At 44.5% G+C, this 20,172-nt stretch carries 18 protein-coding genes; 17 read left to right on the top strand and 1 reads right to left on the bottom strand.

Annotated elements, in window-relative coordinates:
- Position 1: 1 nt before the first annotated feature.
- From K401_RS0101045 to K401_RS0101035, 3 genes are read left to right on the top strand one after another with little or no spacing between them, the layout of a single operon-like run.
- A complete protein-coding gene (locus K401_RS0101045; RefSeq protein ID WP_024291226.1) occupies positions 2-817 on the top strand; it encodes an ABC transporter permease in 816 nt (271 codons plus the stop codon).
- A gap of 36 nt (positions 818-853) precedes the next feature.
- Entirely contained in the window at positions 854-1,876 is a 1,023-nt protein-coding gene (locus tag K401_RS0101040) for an ABC transporter ATP-binding protein (protein ID WP_024291225.1), read from the top strand.
- Between the two features lie 6 nt (positions 1,877-1,882).
- Positions 1,883-2,752 carry a nucleoside hydrolase gene (locus K401_RS0101035; RefSeq protein ID WP_024291224.1) on the top strand — a complete coding sequence of 290 codons (870 nt, stop codon included), beginning with the start codon at positions 1,883-1,885 and terminating at the stop codon, positions 2,750-2,752.
- Between the two features lie 304 nt (positions 2,753-3,056).
- Here the strand turns inward: K401_RS0101035 and K401_RS0101025 are convergent, their stop codons facing one another.
- Positions 3,057-3,755, bottom strand: coding sequence for a FadR/GntR family transcriptional regulator (locus K401_RS0101025; RefSeq protein WP_024291223.1), 699 nt, complete (start codon positions 3,753-3,755; stop codon positions 3,057-3,059).
- Positions 3,756-4,028: 273 nt separating this feature from the next.
- Here K401_RS0101025 and K401_RS0101020 point away from each other — a divergent pair, with 273 nt between their 5' ends.
- The 14 genes from K401_RS0101020 to K401_RS0100955 all read left to right on the top strand — a co-directional run bounded on the left by K401_RS0101020 (position 4,029) and on the right by K401_RS0100955 (position 19,882).
- A complete protein-coding gene (locus K401_RS0101020) occupies positions 4,029-5,762 on the top strand; it encodes an ABC transporter substrate-binding protein (protein ID WP_024291222.1) in 1,734 nt (577 codons plus the stop codon).
- Positions 5,763-5,827: 65 nt separating this feature from the next.
- Positions 5,828-6,787 (top strand): ABC transporter permease, encoded by a 960-nt coding sequence (locus K401_RS0101015; RefSeq protein WP_024291221.1) that lies wholly within the window; start codon positions 5,828-5,830, stop codon positions 6,785-6,787.
- 5 nt (positions 6,788-6,792) lie between these two features.
- Positions 6,793-7,710 (top strand): ABC transporter permease, encoded by a 918-nt coding sequence (locus tag K401_RS0101010; RefSeq protein WP_024291220.1) that lies wholly within the window; start codon positions 6,793-6,795, stop codon positions 7,708-7,710.
- 13 nt (positions 7,711-7,723) lie between these two features.
- A complete protein-coding gene (locus K401_RS0101005) occupies positions 7,724-8,743 on the top strand; it encodes an ABC transporter ATP-binding protein (RefSeq protein ID WP_024291219.1) in 1,020 nt (339 codons plus the stop codon).
- Positions 8,736-9,749, top strand: a complete 1,014-nt coding sequence (locus K401_RS0101000) for an ABC transporter ATP-binding protein (RefSeq protein ID WP_029700606.1) — start codon at positions 8,736-8,738, stop codon at positions 9,747-9,749. Before K401_RS0101005 ends, K401_RS0101000 begins: the two co-directional genes overlap by 8 nt.
- A gap of 13 nt (positions 9,750-9,762) precedes the next feature.
- Positions 9,763-10,686 (top strand): dihydrodipicolinate synthase family protein, encoded by a 924-nt coding sequence (locus K401_RS0100995; RefSeq protein ID WP_024291218.1) that lies wholly within the window; start codon positions 9,763-9,765, stop codon positions 10,684-10,686.
- A gap of 349 nt (positions 10,687-11,035) precedes the next feature.
- Complete coding sequence (gene vanR, locus K401_RS0100990; RefSeq protein ID WP_024291217.1) at positions 11,036-11,737, top strand: VanR-ABDEGLN family response regulator transcription factor; 702 nt, start codon at positions 11,036-11,038, stop codon at positions 11,735-11,737.
- Positions 11,738-11,777: 40 nt separating this feature from the next.
- Positions 11,778-12,860 carry a sensor histidine kinase gene (locus K401_RS0100985; protein WP_166435306.1) on the top strand — a complete coding sequence of 361 codons (1,083 nt, stop codon included), beginning with the start codon at positions 11,778-11,780 and terminating at the stop codon, positions 12,858-12,860.
- A gap of 140 nt (positions 12,861-13,000) precedes the next feature.
- Entirely contained in the window at positions 13,001-13,792 is a 792-nt protein-coding gene (locus tag K401_RS0100980) for a M15 family metallopeptidase (RefSeq protein ID WP_027352230.1), read from the top strand.
- A gap of 367 nt (positions 13,793-14,159) precedes the next feature.
- On the top strand, positions 14,160-15,179 hold the full coding sequence (locus K401_RS0100975; protein ID WP_024291214.1) for a LacI family DNA-binding transcriptional regulator: 1,020 nt from the start codon (positions 14,160-14,162) through the stop codon (positions 15,177-15,179).
- Positions 15,180-15,300: 121 nt separating this feature from the next.
- A complete protein-coding gene (locus K401_RS0100970) occupies positions 15,301-16,374 on the top strand; it encodes an ABC transporter substrate-binding protein (protein WP_024291213.1) in 1,074 nt (357 codons plus the stop codon).
- A 38-nt stretch (positions 16,375-16,412) separates the two neighbouring features.
- On the top strand, positions 16,413-17,924 hold the full coding sequence (locus K401_RS0100965; protein WP_024291212.1) for a sugar ABC transporter ATP-binding protein: 1,512 nt from the start codon (positions 16,413-16,415) through the stop codon (positions 17,922-17,924).
- Positions 17,925-17,929: 5 nt separating this feature from the next.
- A complete protein-coding gene (locus K401_RS0100960; RefSeq protein ID WP_024291211.1) occupies positions 17,930-18,880 on the top strand; it encodes an ABC transporter permease in 951 nt (316 codons plus the stop codon).
- 18 nt (positions 18,881-18,898) lie between these two features.
- Positions 18,899-19,882: an aldo/keto reductase gene (locus K401_RS0100955; RefSeq protein WP_024291210.1), complete on the top strand. Its 984-nt coding sequence runs from the start codon at positions 18,899-18,901 to the stop codon at positions 19,880-19,882.
- Positions 19,883-20,172: the final 290 nt, after the last annotated feature.

The following is a 20,172-nucleotide window of genomic DNA, read 5'->3' as shown; positions in this document are numbered from 1 at the left end:
CATGAAAAATAAAAGAAAGTCAATATTAACAAGCATCACACAGTTCCTTTTGATGGCTGCCATACTTATTCCGACGGTCACTCTGTTTATATGGATCTTTACGGAGCGGTGGACGTGGCCGGATCTGGTGCCTCAGGTGTTTTCAAAGAGAGCGCTTTTAGAAATAGCAGGAAGAAAAAAAGAGCTTTTGCAAATCTTCCGGTCAAGCATTTTGATTTCCACGGTTGTGGCGGCATTATCTGCGGTGATCGGCCTAATGACTGCGAGAGCCATGATATTATACCGTTTTCCCGGAAAGCAGCTGATGTATTTTTTTACCATCCTGCCCTTTATGGTTCCTGCAACCGTGTTTGCAATGGGGATACAGATTACGTTTATTAAAATGAGACTAAACAACAGGATTACAGGGGTCATCATTTCTCATTTGGTCTGTTCTCTTCCTTATGCTGTGCGACTCATCATGGATGGGACGATGGCTGTTGGCAACAGACTGGAGGAGCAGGCAAGAGTCCTGGGAGCATCTCCCTTTCAAGCCTTTTACAAAACGTCTCTCCCTTTGCTGGCGCCTGTGATCCTATCAGCTATGAGCATGTCATATATTGTGTCCTTCAGCCAGTATTTTCTCACGCTGATAATCGGAGGGGGAAACGTAAAGACCTTTACGATCCTTATGGTTCCCTATCTGCAAAGCGGGAATAGAAACATTGCATGTATTTACAGCGTTCTGTTTCTGGGCGTCACATTGCTGGTGTTTGGAGTGTTTGAGTGGGCGGCAGGCCATTGGATGAAACATGGGGGCGGAGAATTTTATACATGAACATGAGATGAATCAGGGAAAAGGATGAGAGAAGCCATGAGCCTTACGGTTGAAAATATAAAAGTTGTACTGCAGAAGAAAGAGATTCTTCATGGGATCAGCCTGGATATACGGGAAGGGGAATTTACCTCCCTTCTTGGTGTGTCCGGGTGCGGGAAGACAACGCTTTTGAAAAGCATAGCAGGACTTCTGGAAATCCAGCAGGGAGATGTGCGGATTAATCATGTATCTGTTACAGGGATTCCTCCCGAAAAAAGAGGAACAGTCATTGTCTTTCAGGATTTAAGGCTGTTCCCCCACATGACCGTGGAGCAGAATATCGCATTTCCCATGGAGCTTCAAAAGGTTTCTAAGAATGTCCGGAAGGAAACGGTGAAAAGATTGCTGGAAGAAGTTCAGCTTCCGGGCTTTGAGAACCGGAAAATAAAAGAAATGTCCGGAGGGCAGATGCAGAGAGTTGCACTGGCAAGAGCCCTTGCAGCAAATCCTAGAGTGCTGCTTCTGGATGAACCGTTTTCCGGGCTGGATGAGTGCTTAAGGCTGGAGATGGGGAATCTTGTGAAAAGGCTTCAACAGGAGCGGAAGATCACCACGGTTCTTGTTACCCATGAAAAAAAAGAAGCATTGCAGATGTCGGACAGGATTGCGCTGATGAGGGAGGGACAGATTTTACAGTACGATACACCGAAGAATATGTTCCGGCATCCCACTTCAAGGGCTGTGGCGGAATATTTCGGCAGGGTGAACTATGTGAAAGGAAGAATTGAGAACCGCAGGTTTTACAGCGGGCTGTTTGAAATGAGTGCAAAGCTGGATGACGGGGATTATGAGGCGATGATAAGGCCCTTCTCCGTGAAGCTTCAGAAAGAGGGGGCCTATGTGATTTCAGGAATTACATTTATGGGAGAGACGGCGGAAGTGAAGATAGAGATACCGGAGGGCACGATTTTAAGCCATGTCATGAGTCACGAGCTGGAAGGGCTTGGACTGGAAGAAGGGGACAGGGCGGGTGTTTTCATAGAGGAAAACGCAGTGACCTGGTTTCGGAGAGAAGGGTGAAATCAAATGAAGCATGTGGTATTTGACTGTGACAATACATTTGGAGTAAAGGACTGTGATGTGGATGACGGGCTTGCCCTGATGTACCTTCTTGGCTGCCCTGAGGCAAAGGTGCACGGAATTACGGCAACGTATGGGAACAACCGATTGGATATTGTATACAATACAAACCGGAAGATGCTAAAGGATCTGGGACGTGAGGATATTCCGGTGAAAAGGGGCGGGGCAAAATGCGGAGAATATGAAAGTGAGGCGGCGGATTATCTCGGGGAAATGGCGGATAAGTATAAGGGGACCTTATCAATTCTTGCAACCGGTTCCCTTACAAATCTTCGGGGAGCTTATGAAAAGGACAATCATTTTTTTGAGAAGGTAAAAGAAATTGTGGTAATGGGAGGGATTACAAGCCCTCTTGTGTTTGAGAAAAAGGTGATGGATGAGCTGAATTTCTCCTGTGATCCCTTTGCTTCACAAACAGTGCTTACAAAAGGAAAAAATGTTTCTGTGATCACAGGGAATCATTGCCTGAAGGTGCTGTTTACAAGGGAGGAATATAAGGAACGCTTATTTGGCACGGACAACAAGGCTGCCGCATACATCCGGGAGAAGACGGATTACTGGTTTGGGTATAATGAGGAAGACTATGGTATCGGGGGATTTTATAACTGGGATGTGACGGCAGCGGTGTATCTGATGCATCCGGAGCTGTTCGTGGATGAGAGAAGGACGCTGATGGTATCAATAGAGGATTTAAAACAAGGCTATCTGCGGGAAGCGGAGGTGGGAAACTGCGTGTGCAATCTTCCGGAGATTGGAGAGGAAAAGGTCTATAAAGATCATATTTATGATGCGTGGATGCGGGTTTCCATGGAGTAAGGCGGATGATCATAGATGATATTTTATAACATATGGAATGTTACCAGATGAAGATGATGACTGGCGCAGCGAAAAAGGGATGAAGAGACCTTTTCCGCTGCGCCATTTAATTTTTGTAAATTTAATGGTTAGGCTGTTGGCGGATGATAATCCACGGTTTGCGGCAGGAGAAACCGTATGTAATCAGATTGCCAGAACCTGCAATTGAAAAATCCTTTATTATTTTGATTTTTTAGTGCTAAGTATTTTACATGGTATCATTATTCGTGAATTTGTAAAAAAACAAACCATGTGATAACGATGTCTATTTTTTAAGATATTCATAAGTGTAATGATAAATCATTGCCTGATGAAACTTCTCATAATCGTGCTCATAGAGTGCCTTAATAATGCGCTCGTGCTTTTCAATCGTTATCTCAATGGATTTCGAGGAAAGCTTTGTGGTGTAATATTTGTCATACGCCCAGAAGAAATCAATGATAGAAGAGAGGAGTACATTGTCTACTTTCGAAAACATGGTTTTATGAAACATTGCATCTGCTTTTGCAAATTCAATGCCTAGGGGCTTTGTTCCGCCATGATCCACACCCAGGTGGCTTTGCATGATGGTCACCTGTTCGTTCATCCGGTCAATATCTGCCAGTCCCAGGCTGTAAAAGGCCTTCTGATCAAAACCCAGCTCCAGAACATGACGCAATTCCTCAATATAATCCTTGATCTTGCTGTCATTGGAAGCGTCAACATGTGAAATCAGCGAAGACATGAAAAAATCCGAGTTAAATTCTCTGATAATGATGCCGACACCTGGCTTGGAGGTCACGACGCCGGTGATCTCTAAGGATTTAAGTGCTTCCCTGAGTACATTCCGGCTCACACCCAGTGACTCGCAGATTTCCATTTCCGTGGGAAGTTTATCTCCTGGCTGAAGATTATGCTCCTTAATATATTGCTTGATTTCATCGTATACCTGTAAATACAATTTTCTGGTTTTTAAATTTTTCATAAGTCAACAATCCATTCTGAATTATATTTGTAGTACAAAGTAATAACTTTCTTAATATTATAATTTATATTTAAATGCGTGTCAATGTAAGAAACATAAAAACTAAAATAAAAACTTATAGAAATAAAAAATATGTGAATAATGCACAAATAATAATGTGATATTCGGTGAGGTTGTTAGTTGACATTTAAAAAAAAGTTAATTAAACTTAGGATATCAATTGCAAGTTTATACTTTATACTACAAAGTACAAATAGGAAAGGGAGGTTATTTATGAAACAAAGAAAACTTGTGAGTATTTTATGTGCCGTTTCCCTGGCCGCGTCACTTTTGATCGGCTGCAGCGGCAAACAGCAGCCGGCATCAGACACAGCAGGAACAGGGGCAAAGACAGAGAGTGCCAAATCCGGGGATCCAGGGACTGGGAATCCGGGTACTGAAAGCGGTGAAGCGCCTGGAACCCCGCTTGCAGATTTAAGAGTCAGACAGGCCCTGGCTTATGCGATTGACATGGATGCAATTGTTGAGACGCTGTTTAACGGCAAAGCGCAGGCAGCAAAAAGTTTTACCGCTCCAGGGGATTGGCTGAACGCAGAAATCCCTACATATAAGTATGATCCGGAAAAGGCAAAAGAGCTTTTAAAGGAAGCCGGCTGGCCATCGGATTATACTCTTGATGTGGTTTATTATTACGATGACCAGCAGACCGTTGACTTAATGACCATCATTGGGCAGTACTGGCAGGAGGCAGGGGTTAAGGCCCAGTTCAGAAAGCTGGAAGGTGATCTGGCTGCACAGCTTTGGGTCCCGCCGGTGGATCGGGTAAAGGGCCCTTCTGTAGTAAAATGGGATCTGGCTTATGCTGCGGTGGCTGCATTGGCAGAATCCGAATTCTATAACAGATTCAGTTCGACTGCCTCCAATAACTCCACCGTTCCAAAGCAGGAAGGGCTTGATGATTTAATTATTTCAGCCAACGGGACCATGGATACGGACGAGCAGAAAAAGGCGTTTGGTGAAATCCAGAATTTTGTGGCAGAGAATGTAATTGCACTGCCCCTTTACCATCAGGTCTGCTTTATTTATAACAGCAAAGATCTTGATATGGCAGGAGCGGGATTCGGGAACGACCAGTTCTCATATGAGAAGCACATCCTGGACTGGAAGATCAGCCGGGATGACCGTACGATGTATACAAATGGCGGGCCTCAGGAATTTTTCTGGTATCCTTTGGTGAATCCGGGACTCCTGATTAATACGGAGCTGATTTTTGATAAGCTTATAAACGCAGATGAAAATCTAAATCCGAAGGAAGGCATGCTGGCCCAGGACTATAAGGTCAGTGAGGATTCCAAATCCATTGAGTTCACGCTTCGCGACAATCTAAAATGGCACGATGACCAGCCTCTTACGGCTGAGGATGTTAAGTTTACCATTGAGCTGATGCTTAAGGCTCCCGGAACCAATGCGGTTGCCTCGGAGGTCATGAAGGCAATCCATGGTGCCCAGGACTTTATTGACGGAAAAACGGAACATTTAGAAGGCGTAGTGACTGATGGGAATAAGATCACGGTCAATTTTGATCAGGTTTCCGCCAATGCGCTGCAAGTATTTGCCCAGTGGCCCATTCTTCCCAAACACTGTCTTGAAAAGGCAGACCCGGCAGCACTCCAGCAGGATGGGTTCTGGCAGAAACCAATCGGGTCCGGGCCATTCAGGGTTGATGAGGTGGTGCTGAACAATTACGCGACCTTAAAGAGATGGGATGGATATTACAAGACCGGAAACGGGAATATCGAAACAATTTACATGTTTGCAAGCGGTGAAAATGATGCAAACCTTGTAAAGAATGCGGGAGCAGGCAAGATTGACTACGCATGGTCCAAGTCTACGGACGAAGCAAAGGCAATCGAGACCATGGATCATATGAAGGTCAATACGGCAAATATCAGATATACAAGATGCTTTTTTATCAATCAGTTTCCCCATGACGCAAATATTAAGTAAATTCCATTGATGAAGCATATAAACGGTGGATCTGAAGGTTCACCGTTTATAACAGGAGGAATTAAATGGCTACTTATACTATCAGAAAGATTTTATCGTTAATTCCAATGATGCTAGTCATCAGCTTTCTCATTTATCTGGGAATTGAACTGATGCCAGGTGATGCGGTTGATTTCCTTATTCCGCCGGATGCGCTTTCCACGATGTCGGCACAACAGCTTGAACAGATGAGAAACTCTCTTGGCTTAAATGATCCGTTTGTCATCCGGTACTTTAAATGGCTGTGGGGGATCCTGCACGGCGACTTTGGCTATTCCCTGCAGTCGGGAGTACCTGTTGCGGAAATTATGAGGAATCATATTTCGGCAACCATTGAATTATCTGTAGCATCTCTGATCATGTCTTCTGTATTCGGCATTTTTCTGGGCGTGATCAGTGCACTGAATAAGGGAAGTGTACTGGATCATATTCTGGACGTAGTGGGAATGGTCGGTGTGGCGATCCCCCAATTTTTATTCGGTCTCATCTGTATCAATGCCCTGGCTCTCCATCACAGCATTCTGCCGGTAGGAGGGCGGATGGCTTATGCCGGGCAGAGCTTTATTCAGAGATTGCCGTATTTAATCCTGCCTGCAGCGGTCCTGGGCTTTTCCATGACAGCCGGTGTTATGCGGTATGCCAGGGGCAGCATGCTGGAATCCATGGGCAGGGATTATATGAAGACCGCAAGATCGAAAGGAATCCCGGAGTGGAGGGTGAATCTCCTCCATGGTCTCAGGGCAGCGGTGACCCCTGTTGTGGTATTGATTGGATTCCGGCTGCCTATGCTGATCGGCGGAGCGGTTGTTGTGGAGGAGGTATTCCAGTGGCCTGGAATCGGCGGTCTGTTCATCAAGGCCGTGCGGGCGCAGAACACTCCCCTTGTTATGATGATTGGATTTTTTTCCGTGCTGATCGTTCTGGTGTCAAGCATTTTGGTTGATTTAGTTACCGCCATGCTGGATCCTCGCATAAAACTGAGTTAGGAGGTATGGGATCTATGAGTGCATTAAACAAAAAAATGGATCAGATCCTTGCTCAGGAGGAGTCCGGGAAAGCAAAGAAACGGTTGAAAAGCAGGGTGTTAAGGAAAATGCTTGCCAATAAGCTTTCTATTGCAGGTCTTATTATTTTTATTGTTATCTTTTTTATCTGCTTTGCAGCTCCCCTTATCACCTCCTATTCATCTACTAAGATCGATTTAAGGAGCATTCTGCAGGCGCCGTCAGCCAAGCACATTCTCGGTACGGATAAAATCGGACGTGATATCTTTGCAAGAATCCTGTATGGAGGCAGAATTTCCATTGCAGTAGGCTTAGGCTCCGCGTTGATTGCCACCCTGTTCGGTGTTTCTCTGGGTACGATTGCAGGCTATAAGGGAGGGCTGGCAGACGGGATTGTCATGAAGATTTCAGAGATTTTAATGGCGTTTCCCCAGATGATCATGGTCCTGATCCTTGTGACCATAACCGGGCAGAGCCTGTGGAATCTGATCTTCATATTTTCCATAACCGGCTGGCCTTCCATGTACCGAATGGCCAGATCCCAGATGCTTTCTCTGCGGGAGGAGGATTATGTCCAGGCCTTAAAGGCATTTGGCATAGGATCCATGAGGATCGCTTTTTTTCATATGCTTCCCAACGCAATTGGCCCTATTTTTGTTAACATAACATTGTCAACGGCGATGTTCATTCTTCAGGAGACATCACTTAGTTTCCTTGGGCTGGGTGTTCCCCTGGAGGTGGCCACCTGGGGAAATATATTGAATGCGGCACAGGATATTATGATACTAAGGGATGCATGGTGGGTCTGGGTACCTGCCGGTGTTGTGGTGACCCTGTTTGTTATCAGCATCAACTTTATTGGCGATGGCTTAAGAGATGCAGCAGATCCGTCTCAAATCGGTTAAGGAGGAAGGTCAGATGAGTCATGATACGGTAGTAAATGTTAAAAACCTCCATGTGAACTTTTACAACAATGATCGCTGCAATCAGGTAATCAGAGGAATCAACTTTGATTTAAAAAAGCGAAGGATTCTATGTATCGTGGGAGAGAGCGGCTGCGGGAAATCAGTCACTGCAAATTCCATCATGGGGCTGCTTCCTGATCTTTCCCGGATTGAAAAAGGGGAAATTCATTTTTTTAACGATGACAAGGATATCAGGATCGATCAGCTAAAGCGAAAAGGAAGTGAAATGCGTAAGATCCGGGGCAGCGGTATTTCCATGATATTCCAGGATCCAATGACGGCCCTGAATCCTGTGTTTACCGTAGGATATCAGATCAATGAAGCACTTCTTTCTCATGGAAGAGCCAAAAACAAAGCGGAAGCAACAAGGAAATCCATAGGGCTTTTAAAGGAAATGGGTATCCCGATGCCTGAAAAACGGTTTTATGAATACCCTCATCAGTTTTCCGGGGGGATGTGCCAGCGCGCCATGATTGCCATGGCAATGAGCTGCAGACCCAGAGTGCTGATCGCAGATGAACCGACTACAGCCCTGGATGTCACGATTCAGGCTCAGATATTTGAATTGATGCTGGATTTGAAGAATAACAATGATACCGCTATTCTGTTGATCACCCATGATATGGGTGTAGTGGCCGAACTGGCAGATGATGTTGCGGTGATGTATATGGGAAATATCGTAGAGAGCGGAGATGCCAGGTCGGTCCTGACGGAGCCTTCCCATCCTTATACAAAGGCACTGCTGAATTCCATTCCTGTTCTGGGACGGGGAAAAAAGCAGAAGCTTGAGCCGATCAAAGGTTCCACTCCGGATCCTTATAACCGTCCGCCGGGCTGCCAGTTTGCTCCAAGATGTCCATATGCGGCACCGGTATGTGAGGAAAAACTTCCGGATGAGCATCTGACAGCTCCAGGGCATATGTGCAGGTGTGTCTGTGACTGTTTAATAGAGGAGGGCCGGCATCATGAGTGAGAATAAGGAGAGAAAAGAAATACTGATCTCTGTGAAAGGATTAAGGACCTACTACCCGGTCAAAAAGGGAATATTTAAAAGGACTGCCGGCTATGTAAAGGCGGTGGACCATGTGGATCTGGATATTTTCACAGGGGAGATCCTTGGAGTTGTAGGGGAATCGGGCTGTGGAAAAACCACCCTTGGAAAAAGCATCCTGCAGCTGATCAGACCGTTTTCAGGAGAAGTGTTCTATCATTTCCCGGAAGGAGAGAAGGACATTACAAAGGTGCCTAAAAAGGAACTGGACGATGCCCGTAAAAAAATGCAGATCGTTTTCCAGAACCCCTATTCCTCTTTGAATCCCTCTTTCACCATATTCGGAACAATGCAGGAACCGTTGCTCCGGTTTGGGATGAAGAGCAAAAAGGAAAGACGGGAGAAGATCGCGAAACTTCTGGAGGAGGTAAATCTTCCTCAGGAGTATATGGAACGGTATCCCAATGAATTTTCAGGAGGACAAAGGCAGCGGATCGGTATTGCCAGGGCACTTTCCGTGGATCCTGAGTTTATTGTATGTGACGAAGCGGTTTCTGCACTGGATGTTTCCATTCAGGCCCAGGTATTGCAGCTGTTAAAGGAATTGAAGGAAAAGAAAAATCTGACCTATCTGTTCATAACTCATGATCTGTCTGTCGTGGAGTATATCAGTGACCGGATTGCAGTGATGTATCTGGGGCATATTGTGGAACTGGCGGAGACCCGGGAGATTTTTGAGAACACCTTGCATCCATATACGCAAGCCCTGCTGAGCGCCATTCCCATTGCGGATATTGACAGGCGCCGTAAGAGAATTCCCCTTCAGGGAGATGTCCCAAGTCCGGTGGATCCGCCCGGCGGATGTCCCTTTCATCCCCGATGTCCCAAATGCTTCCCGCGCTGCAGGACGGAAATACCCGGAGCACACAGGATCAATCATAACGGCCATGAGCATCTGGTATGCTGTCATCTGGCCGAAAACTTATAAACTGGAGGTTAACATGAGTAAATTTCAAATTACAGATATAAAAGGAGTAATTCCTGCAACAATGGCATTTTTTGATGAAAAAGAGAATATTGATGAAGCCTGTACAAGGAATATGACAGAATTTATGCTTGGAGCAGGAGTAAATGGGTTTTATTTAACCGGAAGTACAGGAGAATGTTTTACCATGACACCGGAAGAAAGAAACCGGGTGGTTGATATCGTTATTGACCAGGTAAAGGGAAGGGTGCCGGTGATCGTTCACGTTGGGGATATCGGAACCAGAAAAAGCATAGGTCTGGCAGAGCATGCGGAGGCAGCAGGGGCAGATGCCATTTCATCGGTTCCTCCTTTCTATTGGAAATTTTCAAAAGAAGATATTTATCATTATTATAAAGACATTGCAAAATCCACCAGTCTTCCGATGATTGTTTATAACATTCAACTGGCAGGAATCATGGACAAAGACTTAATCCTTAAAATAGCAGAGATCGATCATGTGAAAGGACTGAAATATACCGCCAGGAGCCATGATGAGATGGGGTCTTTAAAAGAGATACTGGGAAAGGATTTCATGATTTATTCGGGATGTGATGAGATGGCCTTTTCCGGATTATGTTTTGGAGCGGATGGGCTGATCGGTTCCTTCTATAATGTAATTCCGGAAATTTACGAAAAAATATACCGATGTGTTCAAAACAGCGATATACCGGGAGGCATCCGGCTTCAGCGGATTGCAGATGAATTTATCTTTGCATGCCTTCAATACGATTTTCCGTCCTGTGTACATAACCTAATGAGATGGAGAGGGCTTGAAGGCGGCTGTTCCAGGCGGCCATTCCATAATTATCAGGATGAGGAACTGGATGATTTAAAAATAAAATTAAGGCTGATCAAGGAAAAGTATCAGGCCGAGGATCTGGAAATGTTCTGTTTTTAAGAGCAAAGACCCCCCATTTTAAATGGCAAAAATGGGGGGCCTTTTGTCTGCCAGCCATATGTACTGACAAAAAAAGAGCACAGTGTATATAATTACCATACCATATGCAGCACAGTAAAGCGTTCCATACGCTTACCGCATCAAAAAGGTTCATGCAGTGATAATATTGGCAAAAAAAGCATGATATACAAAGCACATGGGAATAATACGTTCGTATGTGCCTAAGACCAGATCTGAACGATATTTTTAAGAAAATATTAATGATTTATCATGGAAAAAATAAAAATCAGCCCCATACATAATGGTAAAATCATACATAACTGACGTTCAGGGAAAGGAATTAAAATCTATGCAGGAAAAAATACTTGTCGTGGATGACGAGCACGAGATTTCAGATTTGGTAGAACTTTATTTACAAAATGAAAATTATTCGGTATTTAAGTTTTATAACGCAAAAGAAGCTCTTGCTTGCATTGAGACTACGGAGCTTGATCTTGCTATTTTAGACATCATGCTGCCGGATATGAGCGGTTTTGCACTCTGCCAGAAGATTAGGGAGAAGCATGCCTACCCGATCATCATGTTAACCGCAAAGGATCAGGAGATTGATAAAATTACCGGACTCACCCTGGGAGCCGATGATTATATTACAAAGCCGTTTCGTCCGTTGGAGCTGGTCGCGCGGGTAAAAGCACAGCTGCGGCGCTATAAAAAGTACAATTCGGTTCAAGCAAATACATCTGAAGAAAGTGTTATCGTGCATTCTGGTTTGGTGTTGAATAGCAGCACCCATGAATGTCTTTTGAATGAAAAAACACTGGATCTTACGCCTACCGAGTTTTACATTCTCCGTATTCTTCTGGAACGAAAAGGGAAAGTAGTCAGCGCGGAAGAGCTCTTTCGTGAAATCTGGAAAGACGAGTATTACACGAAGAGCAATAACACCATCACTGTCCATATCCGCCACCTGCGTGAAAAAATGGGGGATACTGTGGAGAATCCACAATATATCAAGACAATATGGGGAGTGGGGTACAAAATTGAAATATAATTTACAGGAAGCATCCGGATACAGAAAGTTCAGGCAAAAGATGCTTTGGCAGCTGATTCTTATGGCTGTTTTATCATTTTCCGTAATTGTGATAATCTATATGATGGTTTGGAAAGGCAAAGTAGGTGACCTGCTGGTAAAATTTTTTCAAAAAGTCTTGCACATGACGCAGGAAGAAGCATTTGCCGCCTATCACTATCTGTTCCGCTATAACTTTGGTCTTTTTTTCCTCGGTGCCGCGTTTATCGTGTTTTTTCTGTTGCTGTTCATTTTTCTCCAGCGGTTCACCCGATATTTTGATATAATCAATCGTGGAATTGATGCATTGGTGTCAGAACAGGATGACTTCATCCAACTTGTTCCTGAAATGGCCGCCATTGAGGAGAAGCTGAACACTGTCCGCAAGACTTTGTCTGACCGTGCTTACCGTGCCCAGGAAGCAGAGCAGAGGAAAAATGACCTTATCATGTATCTGGCTCACGATATACGGACGCCGCTCACATCTGTGATTGGTTATCTAAGCCTGTTAGATGAAGCCCCGGACATGCCGTTGGAGCAAAGGGCAAAATATGTCCATATTACATTGGAGAAAGCATACCGTCTGGAAAATCTGGTAAATGAGTTTTTTGAGATCACCCGCTATAATTCGCAACAGATTAAGCTTGAAAATCAAGTAGTTGATTTATATTATTTGCTGGTTCAAATGGCGGACGAATTTTATCCGGTACTTACCCCTAAAGGAAATACCATAGCGGTCCACGCGGATGAAAACCTGACCGCTTATGGAGATCCCACACAGTTGGCACGTGTGTTCAATAACATTCTAAAAAACGCGGTGGCGTACAGCAATCCCCATTCGGAAATCTCTATTTCCGCCGGGGAATGGAATCATCAGGTGGTGATTACGTTTCGAAATCAGGGAACGACGATCCCCGCTGAAGAGTTATCCTCTATTTTCGAGAAATTTTACCGGCTGGACAAAGCCCGTGCCTCGAATACAGGAGGAGCTGGTTTGGGGTTGGCCATTGCAAAGGAAATCATAACCATGCACGGAGGAACGATAATGGCGGATAGTAAAGACGGTATTACGGCCTTTACGGTATCTCTTCCGGTTATGGATTAGTAAGATATCAATCGGATATTAGGCTTTTCTTAGGAATTAAACAACTCCATATTAAAATGCAGGAAGCTCCTGTCTGGTAATATATTTACCAGCAGGAGCTTCCTGCATTCGAGTCATTTAAAGGAGAGAACTTAATTATGATGGTTAATTGCAATAATAATTTTAGCGGCTATGAAAGGAAAAGAAGATTGAAAGAACATTCACACATTAGAAAAATCCATATTATATTAAGGCTGATCTCAGTGGCAGCGGTCATGGGCCTGCTCTGGTACTGCATCAATGGTTTGAACTTAAAAGAAGTTTCGCCCGAACATATGATATCCGTTGGGACGGGCAGTTTCAACGTCAGTTCAGCCGATATGGAAAAAAGTGATACCGACGAGACCTCGTGGAGCCTGATTTTAGTCAACCGTTGGAATGCGATTCCAGAGGATTATAACGTAGATTTAACCGAATTATCAAATGGGCAAACTGTTGATACTCGGATATACCCAGCACTTCAGAAGATGTTTGATGCAGCAAGAGCTGACGGTGTTTATCCCGTGGTCGTTTCAGGATACCGAACGGCTGAAAAACAGCAGAGCTTAATGAATGAGAAAATTGCCGCATATAAAGCAGAAGGATATACCGCTTCCCAGGCAAAAACGGAGGCGGAAACATGGGTCGCCATTCCTGGCACAAGCGAGCATCAGTTAGGAATCGCAGTGGATATCAACGCGGATGGGGTTAAATCAAAGGGAAGTGAAGTTTATAAATGGCTGAAACAAAACGGTTACCGTTTTGGATTTATCCTCCGCTATCCGCCGGATAAAACAGAAATCACCGGTGTCAGCAATGAACCGTGGCATTATCGCTATGTAGGAATTAAGGCTGCCGCCACAATGCACGAACAAAACCTCTGCCTGGAGGAATATTTGAGAGAAAGAAATTGAAAAGAGGATTATCCGAGTACAGCGTTTCACTTCAAACTGCTCATGCGGTCATCAGTCATATGGACCGGTCAGAGAACACGCCAGTGCTAACCGGCATATTGCCCAGAGGTGATTATGGCAGTGACTCACTTGTGTGAGAAGGAGGGCAAGCTGCGACAGCAGCAACAGAGATCAGATTTTATGATACCGCTCCCATAAAATTAGTGAACAAGTGGAGCGAATTTTAAGGAGAATAATAGATTAAATAAAAAAATAACCAAAAAATATTGAAAATATGGTGTTGACACATAAAAAGTGCTGTGTTAATATGAATTTACAATATGAGGGACCGGTACCATAACCGAAATAGAAGCGCAAGGAGAAAGATATGCTGACAATTCATGAAGTGGCAGAGCTGGCAGGTGTTTCGAAATCAACTGTATCCAGAGTTTTAAATAATAATGGCTATGTAAATGAGGAGACCAGACGCAGGATTGAGAAAATTATACAGGAACACCAATATAAGCCGTCTGCGGCAGCAGTCAGTCTTTCCAAACAGATCGGGAGCACAATCGGTGTGGTTATCCCTGAGATAGACAATACCTTTTTTGGGGAAGTTCTAAAGGGAATTAATGAAGTGGCTGATCAGAATGGTTTTTCTATCATCTATTGTGACACACAAAATAATGGTGATAAAGAACTGAAGGCATTATCAGCCCTGGAACAGCAGCGGGTCCGGGGAGTGATTATTACACCTGCCATGGGGTATGGCGATAAAGAGTCTGTGGATAAGCTAAAGAATGCTTTGGCAAAACTGGATGTACCGGTGGTAGTGGTAGACAGGGATTTTGATTATTCCCAGTGGGATACGATTTATTTTCAAAACTATGAGAGCGGTTATATTGCAACGGAAAGCATGATCAAGGCCGGGAGCACAAAAATCGGAATTATTCAAGGTGATATGCAGCTTAAAATAGCCAGGGAGAGGTTTCGGGGATATCAGGATGCCATGGCGGCAAATGGACTGGAGATTCCGGAGCAGTTTGTGCTGAAAGGGGATTTTACCATAGAGACGGCCTATGCTCTGACCAAACGTATGATAGAAAGCAAAGAACTGCCTGATGGAATGGTTACCTGCAATAACCGTACCAGTATCGGGTTTATTAAAGCCATGATAGAGAGCGGTATTACCATTGGAAGTGATATTGCAGTTGTGGGAATTGACAATGTCCCCATGCTGGATGTGCTGGGGTTTCCATTCAGCTGTGTATCCAGGGATACCATTGAGATGGGGCGCATGAGCATGAAACTACTTATGGAACGGATGAATAAGCCGGATGTACAAAGAAGTATTTGGGTGGCCCCCTGCAAGTTAGAGCTGAATGGCTCGGAAAAAACAAACCGGTAAAGTTTGTTTTTTTTACCAGATGTGGGAGCGGTTCCACATTCAAAATACATCGTATATGCACGGGAGAGACGTCATCCCGGATATATAAATAAAACTATATTATGAATGAGAGGGATTTATTATGAAGAAACGAGTTTTAGCAATGATGATGGCAGTCACCATGGCAGGAACGCTGACTGCATGTAGCGGAAGTTCATCAACAAAGTCCACGGAAGCGGCCCAGGCCGCGACCACAACGGCAGCAACAACGGCAGCAGAAAGTGAAAAACCAGCAGAACCAGAGGCAAAATCAGGTCCTTATAAAGTAACGGTTATTATCAAAGCAACAGATTCTTCCTATTGGCAGACGGTATTGCTTGGAGCGCAGGCAGCAGCAGCTGAGAGCAATGGAGAGATTGAAGTGACCACTGCAGGTCCTGCATCTGAGACAGGAATTGATGAGCAGGTTACGATTCTGGAAAATGCCATATCTGCAAAACCGGATGGTATAGTCATTGCTTCCATCAGCTCCGAGGCAACGGTTCCGGCGGTGGAGGAAGCAGTAGCAGCAGGAATACCGGTTGTAACTGTTGACAATAAATTAGCAACAGATGTTTATACCCAGCATCTGGCAACTGACCATTATGCAGCGGCATCTACTGCTGCAGAGAAAATGGTGGAGCAGTGGAAAGAAGCAGGAGTAGATCCGTCTGGTAAAAAGGTTGCAGTGATCAGTGCGGACTCCGGTTCTGCCGTAAACCAGGCTCGTTGTGAGGGATTTGCAGATAAGGTGAAAGAACTGGTTCCAGACATTACAATGATCGAGACCCAGTATTGTGACAATGATATTGCAAAAGCACAGGATGCGGTAGACAATCTGATTCTCGCTAACCAGGACTTGATTGGAATTTTCGGAGATAATAACCACATGGGAGACGGCATTGCAAATTCCATTGCACAGAATGAAAAGTCCGGAAGTATCATTGCTTATGCATTTGATTCCGATGACACGGAAATCGAAGCAATTAAAAGCGGAGCATTGACCGGCATCGTTGTTCAGGATCCATACGGAATGGGATATGAAGGGGTACGTTCCGTCATTGTATCGTTAAAAGGCAAGAGCGTTGAGCATGATGTGGTAGCGGCTACGACTTTGGTAACCAAAGACAATTTGGACGTGCCGGAAGTGCAGAAGCTGCTGTACCCAGGTAAATAATAAATGTCAATTGGTCTGAAATTTATGGAGGTTGGTAAATGCAGGAACAAATAACACCCATTGTCTCCATGAAAGGAATTGTAAAGGAGTTTCCAGGTGTACGCGCTCTTTCCGGCGTGGACCTGGAGCTCCTTCCAGGAGAAGTACATGCACTGGTAGGCGAGAATGGCGCGGGCAAATCCACAATTATAAAAATACTCATGGGAGTCTATACCAAGACAGAGGGAGAAATCTATATAAACGGTGAGAAAAAAGATATCAAGTCCCCTTTTCATGCACAGTCATTGGGCTTGGGAGCGGTGTATCAGGATGTGAATCTGGCACAGCATCTTTCTGTAGCTGAGAACTTCTTTATGGGGCAGCTGCCCAGAACGAAATTCGGTACCGTAGATTATACCCGCATGTATAGAGAAACAAAAGAAACACTGGACTCTATTGAAGTGCATGCAGACCCAAAAGCAATTATCAGAACGCTGTCAGTGGCACAGCAGGAGATGGTTGCAATTGGAAAGACCATGCATCAGAAGGCAAAGGCGGTTATCTTTGATGAACCGACGGCATTGCTGACCGCGGATGAGACAAAACAGCTGTTCCGAATCATTGAGAAGCTGAAACAGGATGGCGTAGGGGTTTTGTATATCTCACACCGTATGGAAGAAATATTCAGTATCTGTGACAGGGCAACTGTTTTAAAGGATGGATGCTTTGTGGGAACCGTTGACATGGAAAATACGGATGAAGACCGCCTCATATCAATGATGGTGGGAAGAAACGTAAATGATATGTATCAGATTGAGCACGTACAACCGGGTGAAACCATCCTTAAGGTAGAAAATATTTCAAGGGGAACAGCCTTTCAAAATATCAGCTTTGAAGTGAAGCGCGGCGAGATCTTTGGCATGTTTGGATTGGTGGGTTCAGGGCGGACAGAAATTGTGAGAGCGATTTTTGGAGCCGATGCCAAAGATTCGGGAAAAGTGACCTTTATGGGAAAGCCGGCAGATTTTACCAGACCGGTTCAGGGGATTCGGGCCGGAATCGCACTGCTCCCGGAAGACAGGAGGGCTCAGGGCCTGGCGCTGGGCATGTCGGTGGCAGACAACACCAATATGGTCGCAGTGCATCAAATCACCCGTCTGGGAATCATGAATAAAGGCAAGGGCGAACGAATTGCCCAGCAGTATGCGGATAAACTCAGAACAAAGACACCTACGGTTTATCAGCGGGTTAAGAATCTGTCCGGGGGCAATCAGCAGAAGGTGGTTATATCGAAATGGCTGGCACAGGACAGTGAGTTATTTATCTTTGATGAGCCCACAGTGGGAGTTGATGTAGGGGCAAAGCTTGAAATCTATAAAGTATTCGAATCACTGATTAAGGAAGGCAAGACCATAATCATTATATCCTCCTATCTTCCGGAGGTAATGGGGCTTGCAAACAGGATGATGGTGATGTATGAAGGACGTCAGATGGGAATTATTTCCCGTGAAGAGTTTACCGATGAAAACATCATGCGGTATGCTTCTGGTATGAAAGGAAAGGAGTCATAAAGACTATGGCGGAAAAGAAAAAACAAAATCTGTTCCTGTCCCGTTTTCAGACGGAGCTGCTGTTGGTGGGAATTTTAGTTGCACTGTTTTTGTTCTTTGGTATGAAATCACCGGTATTTTTAAAAGTAGATACACTGATGAAGCTGTTAAAGCAGGCTTCCATCTATGGGATCATAGCAATCGGAATGACCTTTGTTATTACGTCCTCAGGTATTGACTTGTCTGTTGGCTCAGTCGTGGGTTTATCAGGAATTGTAGTTTCCATGTGCATGGTAAATGGAATCCCGGTCCTTGTCTCAATCCTGATAGCCATAGGAGCAAGTATATTAGTTGGATTGTTTAACGGAGTCCTGGTACATAATGCAAAAGTTCCGCCGTTTATTGCCACCATGGCATCCATGACGGTTGTCAGAAATGTGATCCTGTTGATGACAGGGGCCAAAACCATATCCAACCTTCCCCGGGGCTTTACGGCATTTGCATCAGGCTCTGTATTGGGAATTCCCAATATGTTTCTGACCTGGCTGGCAATTATTACCCTTGGTATATTCATCACAGGAAGAACTGTGTTTGGAAGAAATATCTATGCTTATGGAAGTAATAAAGAATCTGCAAGATTAAGCGGAATCAATATTTCCTCAACGGTATATGGAGTGTATATATTCTCTGCGATTGTATGCGGAATTGCAGGCATTCTGATGGCGGCCCGCCTTGGCAATGGGGTGCCGACTTCCGGTGTTGGATATGAGCTTGATGCAATCGCTGCTTCTGTTGTGGGCGGTGCGAGTTTGGATGGCGGAGAAGGTTCCGTAATTGGTACCGTGCTTGGCGCCATGATTATGGCGACGCTGCGTCAGGGCGGAACATTGCTTGGGATCAATTCGTTTATCATGGAAATTATAATAGGCTCGTTAATTGCAATTGCAGTGGTGATCGATAAAATGCGGAAAAGCTGATAGATGGAGGGAAAGGCTATGATATATAAGAAGGTTGGAAAAATTGCGGAAAAAATTTCAGTAATTGGAATTGGGTGCTGGAATTTTGGAGGCGATTGGGATTCCATGGATGACAGGAAATCATCACGGATTATTCATGCGGCAATTGAGATGGGTGTAAATTTCTTCGATGTGGCCCCGGTTTATGGCTGGGGGCATTCGGAAATGGTTCTGGGAGCAGCACTTAAGGAAGGCGGTTACAGAGATAAGGTGCTGATTGCTTCCAAAGGCGGCCTGCTATGGAATGAGAAGCATGAGACAACAAATAATCTCTCAAAAGCAAGCCTGCTGAAAGAGATTGATGAGACATTGACCAGGCTTCAGACTGACCATGTGGATATCTATCAGATGCATTGGCCTGATCCCAATGTGCCATTGGAGGAGACGGCGGAAGCCCTGGAAGAAATGAAAAGGGCCGGAAAAATCCGTTATGTAGGTTTGAGTAATTTTTCACAGGCAGATGTAGAGAAAATGATGGAATACACAGAGGTACATTGCCAGCAGAGCCTTTACAATATGCTGGAACGGAATACAGACAGTTATCACAGCATTCCTTTGGAATATAAGACGGAAAAAGAAGTACTGCCCAATGTAAGAAAGTATGGTCAGGCATTTTTGCCCTACAGCCCATTGTTCCAGGGTCTGCTGGCCGGGAAATTTCATTCAGGGTCAAATTTCTCTGAAAATGATATCAGAAATGCAAATCCCAAGCTGGCGGGGCCGGCGTTCCGGCAGTATTTTGATGGTGCAGAACAGATCAAGAAGATTGCAGAGGAATATGGAAGACCAATGAATGAGGTTGCACTGAACTGGCTGAGACAGAAAGAGGAGGTTACTTCCATTATTGGAGGAGCTTCTACGGTAGAGCAGCTGGAGCAGAATATTCAATGTACGGCCTGGGATATTGATGATGAAATGATGGCAAAGATTAATATAGTACTGGAACCATTTGAGAACTTGTAAGGAAATGCCATAAAACAGCAGAGTTATGTTTTTAGTAATATATATATAGAAGTGTCAACCTGGAGCGGTGGTCTTGAAAGAAATTTTCTAAAGACTGCTGCTTTTTTTATGGATTTGACGGACTCCTTTCTTCCGGCATGGAAGCCTGATTGAGCCTGAATGAGAGCTGGCTATAAAAAAGCAGAAAAGGTCAGTATTAAACTGAAACGTACATTGTAAAGTCACATTACTTTAGGGTATAAAGAGAACGGATTATACAATATTGGCACAAAAATATATCATATTCTGAA

The sequence above is a fragment of the Lacrimispora indolis DSM 755 genome (assembly GCF_000526995.1).
In the GTDB taxonomy this organism is placed as follows: Bacteria; Bacillota; Clostridia; order Lachnospirales; family Lachnospiraceae; genus Lacrimispora; species Lacrimispora indolis.
The sequence above is the reverse complement of the archived record's forward strand: the minus strand, read 5'-3'. Positions and strand labels throughout refer to the sequence as shown.

Bases quoted from the DNA above. Each gene is read 5' to 3' on its own strand.
- K401_RS0101045 (WP_024291226.1), top strand. From the start codon at position 2: ATGAAAAATAAAAGAAAGTCAATATTAACAAGCATCACACAGTTCCTT.
- K401_RS0101040 (WP_024291225.1), top strand. From the start codon at position 854: ATGAGCCTTACGGTTGAAAATATAAAAGTTGTACTGCAGAAGAAAGAG.
- K401_RS0101035 (WP_024291224.1), top strand. From the start codon at position 1,883: ATGAAGCATGTGGTATTTGACTGTGACAATACATTTGGAGTAAAGGAC.
- K401_RS0101025 (WP_024291223.1), bottom strand. From the start codon at position 3,755: ATGAAAAATTTAAAAACCAGAAAATTGTATTTACAGGTATACGATGAA.
- K401_RS0101020 (WP_024291222.1), top strand. From the start codon at position 4,029: ATGAAACAAAGAAAACTTGTGAGTATTTTATGTGCCGTTTCCCTGGCC.
- K401_RS0101015 (WP_024291221.1), top strand. From the start codon at position 5,828: ATGGCTACTTATACTATCAGAAAGATTTTATCGTTAATTCCAATGATG.
- K401_RS0101010 (WP_024291220.1), top strand. From the start codon at position 6,793: ATGGGATCTATGAGTGCATTAAACAAAAAAATGGATCAGATCCTTGCT.
- K401_RS0101005 (WP_024291219.1), top strand. From the start codon at position 7,724: ATGAGTCATGATACGGTAGTAAATGTTAAAAACCTCCATGTGAACTTT.
- K401_RS0101000 (WP_029700606.1), top strand. From the start codon at position 8,736: ATGAGTGAGAATAAGGAGAGAAAAGAAATACTGATCTCTGTGAAAGGA.
- K401_RS0100995 (WP_024291218.1), top strand. From the start codon at position 9,763: ATGAGTAAATTTCAAATTACAGATATAAAAGGAGTAATTCCTGCAACA.
- vanR (WP_024291217.1), top strand. From the start codon at position 11,036: ATGCAGGAAAAAATACTTGTCGTGGATGACGAGCACGAGATTTCAGAT.
- K401_RS0100985 (WP_166435306.1), top strand. From the start codon at position 11,778: ATGCTTTGGCAGCTGATTCTTATGGCTGTTTTATCATTTTCCGTAATT.
- K401_RS0100980 (WP_027352230.1), top strand. From the start codon at position 13,001: ATGGTTAATTGCAATAATAATTTTAGCGGCTATGAAAGGAAAAGAAGA.
- K401_RS0100975 (WP_024291214.1), top strand. From the start codon at position 14,160: ATGCTGACAATTCATGAAGTGGCAGAGCTGGCAGGTGTTTCGAAATCA.
- K401_RS0100970 (WP_024291213.1), top strand. From the start codon at position 15,301: ATGAAGAAACGAGTTTTAGCAATGATGATGGCAGTCACCATGGCAGGA.
- K401_RS0100965 (WP_024291212.1), top strand. From the start codon at position 16,413: ATGCAGGAACAAATAACACCCATTGTCTCCATGAAAGGAATTGTAAAG.
- K401_RS0100960 (WP_024291211.1), top strand. From the start codon at position 17,930: ATGGCGGAAAAGAAAAAACAAAATCTGTTCCTGTCCCGTTTTCAGACG.
- K401_RS0100955 (WP_024291210.1), top strand. From the start codon at position 18,899: ATGATATATAAGAAGGTTGGAAAAATTGCGGAAAAAATTTCAGTAATT.